Origin of the sequence: Rhodoferax antarcticus ANT.BR (genome assembly GCF_001938565.1) — a bacterium.
Lineage (GTDB): Bacteria > Pseudomonadota > Gammaproteobacteria > Burkholderiales > Burkholderiaceae_C > Rhodoferax > Rhodoferax antarcticus.
In genome coordinates this window covers 210214-222917 of the sequence record NZ_MSYM01000005.1, presented here as the reverse complement: position 1 = coordinate 222917, position 12704 = coordinate 210214, and the positions used below count along the sequence as shown (strand labels likewise).

12 protein-coding genes are annotated in these 12704 nt (G+C 53.1%); all 12 read left to right on the top strand.

Annotation, left to right across the window (positions count from 1 at the left end):
• The first annotated feature begins 127 nt into the window (after positions 1 to 127).
• The 12 genes from asnB to BLL52_RS02720 all read left to right on the top strand — a co-directional run bounded on the left by asnB (position 128) and on the right by BLL52_RS02720 (position 12703).
• Positions 128 to 1990 (top strand): asparagine synthase (glutamine-hydrolyzing), encoded by a 1863-nt coding sequence (gene asnB / locus BLL52_RS02775; protein ID WP_075585190.1) that lies wholly within the window; start codon positions 128 to 130, stop codon positions 1988 to 1990.
• Entirely contained in the window at positions 1987 to 3048 is a 1062-nt protein-coding gene (locus tag BLL52_RS02770; protein ID WP_075585189.1) for a glycosyltransferase family 2 protein, read from the top strand. Before asnB ends, BLL52_RS02770 begins: the two co-directional genes overlap by 4 nt.
• Positions 3045 to 4118 carry a CgeB family protein gene (locus BLL52_RS02765; protein WP_075585188.1) on the top strand — a complete coding sequence of 358 codons (1074 nt, stop codon included), beginning with the start codon at positions 3045 to 3047 and terminating at the stop codon, positions 4116 to 4118. The genes BLL52_RS02770 and BLL52_RS02765 overlap by 4 nt, the downstream gene beginning before the upstream one ends.
• Positions 4119 to 5048 carry a class I SAM-dependent methyltransferase gene (locus BLL52_RS02760; RefSeq protein WP_075585187.1) on the top strand — a complete coding sequence of 310 codons (930 nt, stop codon included), beginning with the start codon at positions 4119 to 4121 and terminating at the stop codon, positions 5046 to 5048.
• A 20-nt stretch (positions 5049 to 5068) separates the two neighbouring features.
• Positions 5069 to 6211, top strand: a complete 1143-nt coding sequence (locus BLL52_RS02755) for a glycosyltransferase family 4 protein (protein ID WP_075585186.1) — start codon at positions 5069 to 5071, stop codon at positions 6209 to 6211.
• An 84-nt stretch (positions 6212 to 6295) separates the two neighbouring features.
• Complete coding sequence (locus tag BLL52_RS02750; protein WP_075585185.1) at positions 6296 to 7339, top strand: polysaccharide biosynthesis protein; 1044 nt, start codon at positions 6296 to 6298, stop codon at positions 7337 to 7339.
• 4 nt (positions 7340 to 7343) lie between these two features.
• Complete coding sequence (gene wbjC / locus BLL52_RS02745; protein WP_075585184.1) at positions 7344 to 8471, top strand: UDP-2-acetamido-2,6-beta-L-arabino-hexul-4-ose reductase; 1128 nt, start codon at positions 7344 to 7346, stop codon at positions 8469 to 8471.
• Positions 8459 to 9043, top strand: coding sequence for a conjugal transfer protein TraN (locus BLL52_RS02740; RefSeq protein ID WP_139313283.1), 585 nt, complete (start codon positions 8459 to 8461; stop codon positions 9041 to 9043). The genes wbjC and BLL52_RS02740 overlap by 13 nt, the downstream gene beginning before the upstream one ends.
• On the top strand, positions 9043 to 9249 hold the full coding sequence (locus tag BLL52_RS02735) for a hypothetical protein (protein ID WP_139313282.1): 207 nt from the start codon (positions 9043 to 9045) through the stop codon (positions 9247 to 9249). Before BLL52_RS02740 ends, BLL52_RS02735 begins: the two co-directional genes overlap by 1 nt.
• Positions 9250 to 9338: 89 nt before the next feature.
• Positions 9339 to 10475 carry a UDP-N-acetyl glucosamine 2-epimerase gene (locus BLL52_RS02730; RefSeq protein ID WP_075585181.1) on the top strand — a complete coding sequence of 379 codons (1137 nt, stop codon included), beginning with the start codon at positions 9339 to 9341 and terminating at the stop codon, positions 10473 to 10475.
• Between the two features lie 12 nt (positions 10476 to 10487).
• Positions 10488 to 11732 (top strand): glycosyltransferase family 4 protein, encoded by a 1245-nt coding sequence (locus BLL52_RS02725; RefSeq protein ID WP_075585180.1) that lies wholly within the window; start codon positions 10488 to 10490, stop codon positions 11730 to 11732.
• Entirely contained in the window at positions 11729 to 12703 is a 975-nt protein-coding gene (locus BLL52_RS02720; RefSeq protein WP_075585179.1) for a UDP-glucose 4-epimerase family protein, read from the top strand. The genes BLL52_RS02725 and BLL52_RS02720 overlap by 4 nt, the downstream gene beginning before the upstream one ends.
• The last annotated feature ends 1 nt before the right edge of the window (position 12704 follow it).

Below are 12704 nucleotides of genomic sequence, written 5' to 3'. Positions count from 1 at the left end.
GCATTTTATAAGAGCCTTCTTACTGGTTTAATATTATTCCTTGTTTACCATATTATTTTGCAATTAGTTCAGAATATTAAATATGTGAATAAGTTGCAGGACGTATCAGATAGAAGGTTGTTAAATAATGTGCGGAATTTATGGCGAAGTATCAATAATTGGCTCTCTGAAGAAATCATGGTGGCGGCATGGCGATACTGCATTGATTCATCGAGGACCTGATGCATCCGGCACTTGGATTTCTGGGTGTGGGAGGGTCGGGTTGGGTCATCGTCGGCTGTCCGTCATTGATCTTTCCGAAACGTCACGACAACCCATGCGCAGTCCAGACGGCCGATACACCATCGTTTTCAACGGCGAGTTGTACAACTTCGCTGAAATTCGACGTGAATTGCAATCACTTGGTCATCGATTTGTGTCAACTGGCGATACGGAAGTCTTGATTGCGGCTTACACGGTTTGGGGCGAGGCGTGTTTATCTCGCCTTAATGGCATGTTTGCCTTTGCAATCCATGACAAGGGCACCTCAACAGTGCCAGCCTCGCTCTTTTTCGCCAGAGACCGCGCTGGAGAAAAACCCTTCTACTTTTCGCACTCACCCAATGAGTTTCGTTTTGCGTCTGAAGTGAAGGCATTGGCACATAGTGGCAATATCAATTTGCAGGCATTAAATCACTATTTGTCGCTTGGTTATGTGCCGGCCGACCTTTGCTTGTTTGAAGGCGTTCACAAACTACCTCCGGCGCATTGGGGGCGGCTAGATTTGATGACCGGTGAATTAATAACTCGCCGGTATTGGGCTTTGCCAGCGAACCAGCCTTTGGTGACGGCAAATGGAGAGGCGCTGGCAGACGAGGCGGGTGCCTTACTTGAAGATTCTGTGCGCTTGCGGTTGGTGGCCGATGTACCGGTGGGCGTGTTGCTGTCAGGTGGCCTGGATTCCAGTCTGGTCGTTGCCGCGGCGGCACGCGTGAGTTCAACTCCAGTGGAGACGTTTACGATTGCCTTGCCTGGGTCATCGCTCGATGAGGCGCATCATGCTGAAAAGGTCGCCAGTTATTTCGGTACCCGGCACCATGTTTTGCCGCTGGACAAACCCAGCCTCAACCTGCTGGACGGTTTGGCCCCTTTCGTTGATGAGCCAATAGCAGATTCCTCCATTCTTCCGGCCTGGCTGGTGTTTGGGTTGGCGCGCAAGCAGGTAACGGTGGCGCTGGGGGGCGATGGGGGAGACGAATTGTTCGGCGGCTACTCTGACTACACAACGAGTATGGCTGATGCGCGCCGTTGGGGTTGGGTGCCGCCGCCTGTCTTGCGCTCCCTAGCGGGTGCGGCCTCACTTTTGCCAGCCGGGGTCCGGGGGCGAAATCGCGTGGCATCCTTGCGGGGGGGGGCTTACCAACAGCTTATCTGGGGGCGTCCCTATTTTGACAGCCAGCTAAGGCGCCGTGTTTTGAAGTCCGGCGCGCTGGCTGAGTTGGGCGCCGGTCTCGAAGCGCCTGAACGCTTTCTTCTTGACCTTTTTCATCAAGGCACCGATCCACTGGACAACATGACGCGCACCCATTTCGGCAGTATTCTTCCCGATGATTTTTTAGTTAAGGTGGACCGCGCCAGCATGGCGCACAGTCTTGAGGTGCGTGCACCATTCCTGGATCATCGGCTCATTGAGTTCGCGTTTGGGCGTGTACCGTCGAATTGGAAGGTGCATGGCGGCGAATCGCGGCGTCTTGAGCGCATGCTGGCAAAGCGCTGGTTGCCACCGGATTTGGACATTAACCGCAAGCAGGGGTTTTCCATTCCTATCAATGAGTGGCTTCGCAGCGAGGGCGAACGAGGCCTCATGGCGCGGATGGAGGGCCTGCCTTCAATGATCAACCTGGATGAGGTGCGCCGCCTGGTGCGTGGCCATATTGCGGGCCGTGCAAATGGCGGGCGCCTTTTTGCCTTATTGATGTTAGCCATTGCCATGCGAAATATTCATCCATGAAAAATAAATCTCTCTGTCGCCCTTTGCTAACGGTTTGTATCCCGGCCTATAACCGTGCCAGTTTGCTATCCCCCCTGCTTGAATCCATCCTCTGCCAGGATTTCGATGACTTTGACGTTTTGATCTGTGAGGATGGATCACCTGATCGCGCTGCGATTGCTGGTGTGGTGCTTCAGTACCAGCAAACGTATCCTGGCCGTATTCACTATGAAGAGAATGCCGTTAATCTGGGCTACGACGGCAATATCCGCCAACTTGTGGAGTGCGCCAACGGTCAATATTGTGTTTTCATGGGGAATGATGATTTGATGTGCTCAGGGGCGCTGGCGGCGATTGCATCAGCCATTCAACGCACACCAGATTGCGGTGTCGTAGTGCGCACCTATGCAACGTTTGAGAAAAGTCCCGATGAGTTAAAGCAGGTTTTTCGGTATTTTCCGCAAGAGCATGTAATACCTGCTGGCGAACAAGCCATGTTCACTGCTTACAGGCGCTCCGTGGTTATACCCGGCATGGTGATTCATCGTGAATCTGCACTTGCAGTTGCCACCACGCGCTTTGATGGCACCTTGCTTTACCAGCTTTACCTGGTTGGCATGATCCTAGCCAAACGCAGTGTAATTTTTGTGCCGCAGATCATTGCTCTTCGGCGCGATGGCACGCCACCAGACTTTGGCAACAGCGCGTCAGAGCGGGGCAAGTTTGTTCCTCATGATCAAACTCCCGAGTCATCGATTCACTTCATGCAGGGCATGCTTGCGATTGCAAAGTTCGTCGGGGATGCGACTCTAGAGAACGTTTTTTCGCCAATACGGTCGGATATTGGTAACTATGCATATCCCATTTTGTCTATCCAGGCCAAGCGTCCGCTACCTGTCTTTGTAAAATATGGGGTGGCGCTTGCCAGACTTGGACTTTGGCGCTATCCCTTGTTCCATTTGTATTTCGTCACATTGCTATTGATTGGCCCCGATCGCTCGGACAGTATCATCAAAATGATCAAACGTCGGTTGGGTCACACGCCGCGTTTTGGCGCAGCCCGTGAAAGTCACAAATGAAGGTGCTCGTTGTTGGTGACTGGCACTCAGATTTGCATGAACAAGAAGTTTTGCGCGCCCTGACCAGGTTGGGACATGAGGTTGGCGAGTTCAAATGGCATCCTTATTTTTCGTTTGAACCGCATGCGCGTTTGGGGGCTTTGGTCAAACGTGTGCAAAACAAGTTTGTGACAGGTCCTGTGCTCACTCAGATTAACCGCGACTTTGTGGCGAAAGCATGTGAATTTCGCCCCGACATTGTGTTTGTCTATCGCGGCACCCACATCGAAGCAAGTGCATTGCAGGCGGTGCGTGCTGCTGTGCCGGGCTGCGTGCTGGTTGGCTACAACAACGATGATCCGTTTGCACCCGCCCAGCCCAAGTACTTGTGGCGGCACTTCATGGCAGCGATTCCCCACTACGATTTGATGCTGGCTTATCGCCATGCGAACGTGGAAGCATTTCGTGTTGCGGGGGCAAAGCGTGTCGAGTTGATGCGCTCTTGGTACGTGGCGGATCGCAACTATCCGGTTGAACTATCTGACGAGGAGAGAGCCAAGTTTTCCACTGACGTTGTGTTTGTGGGTCACTATGAGCCTGATCAACGATTGGACTATCTCGAAGAGATCGTTCGACAGGGATACAGCCTTCGATTGTTTGGTCCTACCAAGTATTGGGCAAAACCACTCGCTCAATCCCAACTTTTACGGCATTTGGCTCCTACTCGAATGGTCTGGGGGACAGACTACAATCGCGCGCTTTGTGGCGCTAAGGTTGCCTTGTGTTTCTTTTCCAAACTGAACCGTGATACTTACACGCGCCGGTGTTTTGAAATACCAGCCACTCGCACACTAATGCTGTCGGAGTATTCTGATGATTTAGCCAGTTTATACATAGAGGGGGTAGAAGCAGATTACTTTAGAAATTGTGATGAAATGATCGATAAAATTAAGTTTTATCTATTGCATCCGAATGTGGCTCAGAAGCTAGCTGTGGCGGGCCACATTAAAGTGCAGCGTGCTGGACATGATATTGATTCGAGATTTAAGTCATTTTTGGCATTACCTATGGTTTCAGAAAGAAAGAAATAAATGAATATTTATATAAATCACGAATCAGTTGGCATGCAGTTATCTAGGTATCTTGGCTTGCATAAACTCTACTGGAGTCTTCGCAGATTACATGTTCCAGTCAATCATGAAGCACTTGTATTAGAGGTTGGTGCGGGTGGCAATCCGTATCCTAGGGCTAATGTGATGTTAGATGCTCTTGAGGAAACTGTGGAGCGTAATGAACAAACATTAATCAGAGACCGCCCGTTAGTTCTTGGTTTAGTTGAGGAATTGCCATTCAAAGATAAAGCATTCGATTTTGTTATTGCCTCACACGTTTTGGAGCACACAGACAATCCTGAGGCATTTTTGAATGAGCTTATGCGTGTCGCTAAAGCTGGGTATATTGAAACGCCCGACGGATGGTTTGAAAAGATTTGTGCGTTTACATATCATCGTCTCGAAGTTAGTAACGATAATGGAACTCTGTTGATTCAAAAAAAGAGTAGTTACAAACCTGAATCTATTGCGTATTTTTGGGACAAAATTAGATCCAATCGAAATTTCATGAAATTTTTAAGAGTTAATCCCGAATTCTATCATATGAGATATTATTGGAAGGATTCTATTAGTTATAAAATCATGAATCCTGAAACTGATGCAAGTTGGGAATATCCGACGGAGCTGGTTAACAGAGGGGGTGTCAAGACAGGTAGTGGCTTTATAATATATTTCAGAGAGCGATATTTAAATATTCGCCGTTTTATTTTTTCGCAAAACAGGAGAAATAAAAAAATAAACATTAACTCATTGTACCGATGCCCAAGCTGTCACTCTGAAGAATTAGTATTCTCGTCCAATATTTCTTGCAAACATTGCAAAGCGATTTACGAAGTTAAGAATGGTACTCCTCGACTCTTTCCAAAGGAAATAATCGGCTTCAATAAATCTAGAATAATTGGCAGTTAATTGATTATTCACAATATAAAATGAATTTAGACATTGATGCCTGCAACATCCGGCAAGGCGGTGGTGTCACGCACCTTTCTCAGTTGTTGCATGCCGCCGATCCGATAGCTGCTGGGTTTAACAGGGTGACGGTGTGGACTTGCAAGGCCACTGCTGCGTCGCTACCCGATAGGCCTTGGCTGGTCAAACGCAGTGCGCCATGGATGGAGGCTGCTTTGCCACTGCGCATGGCTGGACAACAGTTTCGGCTGCCAAAAGAACTGGACGCTGCCGCCTGTGACGTGTTGTTTTCTCCAGGCGGTACCTTGCCCGCTTGGTGTCCTGTGCCTGCAGTCACGATGTCGCAGAACATGCTGCCGTTCGAGCCTTTGGAGGCGGCACTCTTCGGTCGTTTTAGCCCGATGCGTCTCAAGATGCGGCTGTTGCGATCTACACAAGGGCGTTCGTTTCGGAGGGCAGATGGCATTATTTTTTTGACGCAATATGCCGCGACTGCGGTTTCAAAAGCACTGGGCGGCGTGCCGAGTAACTTGGCATTGATTCCTCATGGAGTTGAACCGCGCTTCATTCAGGCTCCGCGTCCTCAGCGGCGGCTTGCAGACTGTTCGGCTCAGAACCCTTTCCGCGTACTTTATGTGTCAATTCTGATGCCCTATAAGCACCAGGTACAGGTGGCGCATGCAGCAAACCAGCTTCGTTCCGCGGGTGTGCCGATCGAGATGAGATTCATTGGCCCTCCTTGGGGTAGGTACGGCCAACAGTTCAGGGCTTTGCTGGACGAGCTTGATCCAAAGCGCGAGTTCTTGCTGTGGTCAGGGGCTGAGCCTTTTGACGCATTGCATAATTTTTATCAAAACGCAGACGCTTTTGTGTTCGCGTCGAGCTGTGAAAATTTGCCCAATATTTTGATTGAGGCGATGGCTGCGGGATTACCTATCGCGAGCTCCGACCGTGGACCTATGCCTGAGGTGTTGGGGGATGCTGGTGTCTATTTTGACCCCGAAATGCCAGCCTCGATTGCCGAAGCACTGCGTAAGCTCGCGCTTGATGCGCCGCTAAGAGCGAATTTGGCAGAAATGGCATGGCGCAAGGCACAAGCATATTCATGGGAGCGCTGCGCACGGGACACCTTTGAATTTATTGCACAGGTGGCACGACAATGAACCGGGTGGGACGAGTAGTTCGCGATATCCATTGGTTTCTGCTAAAAAATCAATTTCCCGTATTGAAGTCACTTATTAAATTACATGTTTACCAATAAAACTCTTCTGATTACGGGGGGCACCGGCTCCTTCGGTAACGCTGTCCTCAAGCGCTTTCTTGATACGGATATTTCTGAAATCCGCATCTTCAGCCGCGATGAGAAAAAACAGGATGACATGCGCAAGCGCTACAACCATCCCAAGCTCAAGTTCTACATCGGCGATGTGCGTGATGCGCGCAGCGTTGCTACTGCAATGCGCGGTGTCGATTACGTTTTTCACGCGGCCGCGCTCAAGCAGGTGCCCTCATGCGAGTTTCACCCGATGCAGGCAGTTCGCACCAACGTATTAGGCACAGAGAACATGTTGGAGGCGGCCATTGCCGCTGGCGTGCAGCGCGTGGTGTGCTTGAGCACCGACAAGGCGGTGTACCCCATCAATGCCATGGGCATCAGCAAGGCAATGATGGAAAAAGTGATGGTGGCCGCCAGCCGCAACCTGGAAGGCACCAACACCGTTATTTGCGGCACGCGCTATGGCAACGTGATGGCCTCGCGCGGATCAGTGATTCCGCTGTTTGTTGAGCAGGTGCTAGCAGGCAAGCCCATTACCGTGACTGACCCAGCCATGACGCGCTTCATGATGACGCTGGACGACGCGGTGGACTTGGTGCTGTACGCGTTTGAGCATGGCAACAATGGCGACATCTTTGTGCAAAAGGCGCCTGCAGCATCAGTGGAGGTGCTTACAAAAGCCATTTTGGCTTTGATGGGTAAGCCCGATCATGAGGTGCGTTGCATTGGAACCCGTCATGGCGAAAAGCTGTTTGAGGCTTTGCTGAGCCGTGAGGAAATGGCCTGTGCGCAGGATCTGGGTGATTACTTTCGTGTACCGCCCGATGGCCGTGATTTGAACTATGCCAAGTTTGTGGAGCAGGGTGAGCAACGGCTGACCCAAAGCTCCCACGCCGAGGAATATCACTCGCACAACACCACCCGGCTGGATATAGCGGGTATGAAGGCGCTGCTGCTCAAGCTCGACTTTATGCAGCGTATCGCGCGTGGTGAACATGCCATGGCCGAGGACTGACGCCATGAAGGTGTTGATTACTGGTGCCGACGGTTTTGTGGGAAAAAACCTGCAACTGCACTTGGCTGAGCGCAAAGATGTGGAGGTGGTTTGCTTCACTCGCAGCCATGAGGTGGCGCAATTGCCACACTTGCTGCAAGGGTTGGACTTTGTGTTTCATCTTGCGGGCGTTAACCGCCCGCAAGACCCGTTTGAGTTCACCACGGGCAATGCGGATTTGACGCAGGCGTTGTGCAAGGCTGTTTGCAATGTGGCCGACGCCACCGGTAAAAAGGTGCCGATTATTTGCACGTCTTCCGCGCAGGCGGGACGGGACAACCTTTACGGTCAGAGCAAGCTAGCGGCCGAGGCCGCACTTCAGGCTGCTGCCCTTAGCCACGGCATTCCGGTTCACATCTTCCGGTTGCCCAATGTCTTCGGCAAATGGTGCAAGCCCAACTACAACTCGGCGGTGGCTACGTTTTGCCACAACATTGCGCGTGGCCTGCCCATTCAGGTGAATGACCCCGCTGCCCCCGTCACGCTGGTTTATGTGGACGATGTGATTCAACGCTTTGTGCAGCTGATGTACGGTGCCGACGCGGCTATAGGGTCAGACGGTTTTGCCACGGTTGCTCCCCAATACACCACTACGGTGGGCGAGTTGGCTCGGCTGATTCAGGCCTTTAAAGACAGCCGCAGCACGCTGATGACAGAGCGCGTGGGCACCGGGCTGGTGCGCGCGCTGTATGCCACTTATGTGAGCTACTTGCCCTTGGAGTCGTTCACCTACACCGTGCCGCAATATGGTGACCCGCGCGGGGTGTTTGCAGAAATGCTCAAAACGCCGGATTGCGGGCAATTCTCATTTTTCACGGCGCACCCCGGCATCACCCGGGGCGGGCACTATCACCACACCAAGACGGAGAAATTTTTGGTAATCAAGGGCCAAGCCCGTTTCAAGTTCCGGCACATGCAATCAGGCCAGACGCATGAGTTGGTCACCTCGGGTGACAAAAGCGAGATAGTGGAAACTGTGCCTGGTTGGACGCATGACATCACCAATATTGGCACGGATGAGATGGTGGTCATGCTGTGGGCCAATGAGGTGTTTGACCGCGAGCGGCCGGATACGTTTGCTTGCCCGGTGTAGTTTTTATGATCCGGTCGAAGGGCTTTCCTGTTGATACTGTGGTCGTATCCTTGTTTGCGCAGGATGCGCCGCTGAAAGCGCACCCAGCGTACAGGCAAGCTAAGGCGGGGGATAAAGACGCGGCGCTGGAGTTAGTGATTGAGGTGGCCGTGAGTTGGCTTTATGCGCAACGTGAGCGTTTTCCGCCTGGATTGCTTTTTGTCGCACCCCATGCCCAAGAGGCCACAGGAGATAACGCCATACCTCAAACGCTCGCCTCGGTTTGTGCTGCAATTTATCAGGGGAAGCCAGATACTGAAATAGTTCAGTCGGATCGGGTTTATCACACAGGCGCAGACCCGATGGAGCGATTGGCTGCGAGGGCACAGTTTGTGGGGCGAGTAACCTCTGGGGCTGAGTATGTTCTTGTTGATGATGTGACCAGCTTGGGAGGCACTCTGGCAGAATTGGCCAATTACATTCAGGTTTTCGGCGGTGTCGTCAAGGCTGTCGTGGTTCTGGTAAATGCGGGTCGCACTCCGGCGTTGGTGCCGAAAAAAAAAGTTTGTTCAATTGATAAAGGAGCGGTTTGATGATGAATTCACCGAAATTTTCGGCGTTGAGCCCGGTGCGCTCACTGCCAACGAAGCCCAATATCTCGCGGGCTTCAGATCTGTTGACGCCCTCAGAAATCGACTTGCTACGGCAGAGCAAGAAATCGATCGCCGATTACGTTCAAAAGGAATTGCCCGGGCGTCTCAAACAGCGTCACTTGGAGCACATGCTGATCAAGGCTTGACATCCCCCGTGTCCGGGGCTGATGATGAAGCCTCGTAGCCGCACCGTGTTTTTGAACAGTGTGCGGTTTTTTTATGTGTAAATGAATCTATGAAAAAACTAAAAGTCATGACCGTGGTGGGAACCCGGCCCGAGATTATTCGCCTATCCCGAGTGTTGGCGCGGCTGGATGAGCATTGCGATCACATCTTGGTGCATACCGGGCAAAACTACGACTATGAGCTAAATCAAGTCTTTTTTGATGACCTGGGCGTGCGCAAACCCGACCACTTTTTGAACAGTGCGGCCAACGCCACCAGCGCCGCGCACACCATTGGCAACCTCATCATTAGGGTGGACCAATTGCTGGCCGACGTGCAGCCCGAGGCCATGCTGGTGCTGGGCGATACCAACAGTTGCCTGTCGGTCATTCCGGCCAAACGGCGCAAGATTCCCATTTTTCACATGGAAGCGGGTAACCGTTGCTTTGATCAGCGTGTGCCCGAAGAAACCAACCGCCGCATCGTGGACCACACGGCCGATGTCAACCTGACCTACAGCGCAATAGCGCGCGACTACCTGCTGCGCGAGGGCTTGCCACCTGACTTGGTCATAAAGACCGGCAGCCCGATGTTTGAGGTGCTGACGCATTACCGACCGCGCATTGATGCATCTGACGTGATGGTGCGGCTAGGGTTGACTGAGGGCGGCTACTTTGTGGTGAGTGCTCACCGCGAAGAAAACATCGAATCGCCGCAATCTTTCACCAAGCTTGTCGCGGTGTTGAATGCCGTGGCTGAAGATCATGGCATGCCGGTGATCGTGTCGACCCACCCGCGCACGCAAAAACGCATCGACGCCACGGGCGCTACGTTTCACCCGCTCGTACGTTTGCTTAAGCCACTGGGTTTTCATGACTATGTGAAGCTTCAACTATCAAGCCGGGCATCGTTGTCCGACAGCGGCACCATTAATGAAGAGTCATCCATCTTGAACTTCCCGGCGCTCAACCTGCGTGAAGCACATGAGCGCCCCGAAGGTATGGAAGAGGCTGCGGTGATGATGGTGGGACTGGAGGTAGACCGGGTGCGCCAGGGTTTGGCGATTTTGGCGACCCAGCCACGCGGCGCTGTGCGTGGCCTGCGCCAGGTGGAAGACTACAGCATGCCCAATGTGTCTGACAAGGTGCTGCGCATCATCCACAGCTACACCGACTACGTGAACCGTGTGGTGTGGAAGAAATATTGAGGCGACTGGCGCGTGAAAATCCTGATCGTCAGTCAATATTTTTGGCCCGAAAATTTCAGAATTAATGACCTCACGCAAGAGCTGGTGCAGCGCGGGCACAGCGTGACGGTATTGACGGGAATCCCCAATTACCCAGCCGGCCGTGTATTTGATGCGTACAGGCAAAACCCCAAGGCATTTGGGCACTATGGCGGTGCCAAGGTATGGCGGGTTCCCATGCTGGCGCGTGGCCATGGTGCCGCGCGTTTGTTTTTGAATTATCTGAGCTTTGTGATCGGAGCTTGTCTTTGCGGGCCGTGGCGGGTGCGGGGCCAGCAAGCTGATGTCATCTTTGTCTTTGAGCCATCGCCCGTTACTGTGGGCCTTCCTGCGGTCTTGCTTGGCGGAATCAAGCATGCGCCAGTTGTTTTTTGGGCGTTGGACTTGTGGCCGGAAACGCTCGCTGCAATAGGCGTGGTGCGTTCACCCAGGGTGTTGGGTTGGGTCGGACAAATGGTTAAGTTCATTTATGAGCGCTGTACGTTGGTATTGGGTCAATCGCGCGGCTTTCTGGGAAGCATTGCCAAGTATTGTTCTGATGCCAACAAGATCCGCTACTTTCCGAGTTGGGCTGAAGAGGTTTTTAGTGAGCCAAATTTGGCGCCGGCACCGGAAGTGCCCGTGCAGGCGGGGGTATTCAATGTGTTGTTCGCCGGAAATATTGGTGAAGCGCAAGACCTGCCTGCCGTGCTTGACGCCGCAGAGGTGCTAAAGCACAACGCCGGCATCCGTTGGCTAATTGTGGGTGACGGACGAATGTCAAATTGGCTTGAAGATGAAGTGTCGCGCCGTGGCTTGCAGAGCAGCGTGATGTTGTTGGGCCGGTTTCCAGTGGAGCGCATGCCGTCTTTTTATGCGCATGCTGACGTACTGATGGTGTCGTTGAAAAAAGATCCGACATTCAGCATGACGATCCCGGGAAAGGTGCAGTCTTACCTGATGGCGGGTATACCGCTTGTTGGCATGCTCGACGGTGAGGGCGCAAAAGTTATTACAGAGGCGAATGCGGGCCTGGTTTGCGCTGCGGGCGACTCAGGCGGTCTTGCAGCAGCGGTACTTGAGTTGGCGGCCATGAGCGTTGCTCAAAGGCATCAGCTTGGCGTGAATGGCCGTGTTTTTGCCCAGAAGGAGTTTGGCCGCACCTTACTGATGGATCGACTAGAGACCCTGATGCTTGAAGCGGTCTTCCTGTACAGGCAAGAAAAGGTGAAGTCGTGATTTTGGTTACTGGGGCAACAGGCTTTGTCGGCAAAGCAATCGTGCAGCGCTTGCTTGCGGACGATGAGTCGCGACGGGTTGCAGTGGCTGCGCGCAGAGTTGGACAGCAGTGGCCAGAGAGGGTGCTACCCCGCGTGACGGGTGAGTTGACACCTTCTGCCGACTGGACGGTTGCGCTTGAGGGCGTATCAGTTGTCATTCACTGTGCTGCACGCGTGCATGTGATGACTGATACAGCCGCTGACCCACTTGAAGAGTTTCGCCGGGTCAACGTGCAAGGCACCTTGAACCTGGCTCGGCAAGCGGCTGCAGCTGGCGTGCGGCGCTTTGTGTTTGTCAGCTCTGTCAAGGTCAACGGCGAGGCGACGCAGTTGGGGTCACTGTTTAAGGCGGACGATGCGCCCGCCCCGCTGGATGCCTATGGCGTGTCCAAGATGGAGGCTGAGCAGGGTTTGCGCGAGCTGGCAGCGCAGACAGGCATGGAGGTGGTCATCATTCGCCCGCCCTTGGTGTATGGCCCTGGGGTCAAGGCCAACTTTGCCGCCATGATGCGCTGGTTGCAGCGTGGCGTGCCTTTGCCTTTAGGTTCCATTCATAACCAGCGCAGTCTGGTGGCGCTCGACAACTTGGTCGATTTGATTGTGCTTTGCCTGACGCATCCCGCTGCAGCCAATCAGACTTTTTTGGTCTCCGATGGCGAAGATGTTTCCACGTCAGAGCTGCTGCGCCGCATGGGGCAAGCGCTTGATAGACCGGCGCGCCTGCTTCCTGTGCCGCAAAGCTGGCTTCGATATGCGGCGGCCATGGTGGGCAAGCCAGATGTAGCGCAGCGCCTGTGCGGGTCTTTGCAGGTGGATATCACCAAAACCCGCCAGCTGCTGGGCTGGACACCGCCGCTGTCGCTGGATGAAGGCTTGAAGCGGGCGGCGGCGGGGTCTCTTGAGTTGACAAATGGTGACACCAGGTGCTAGA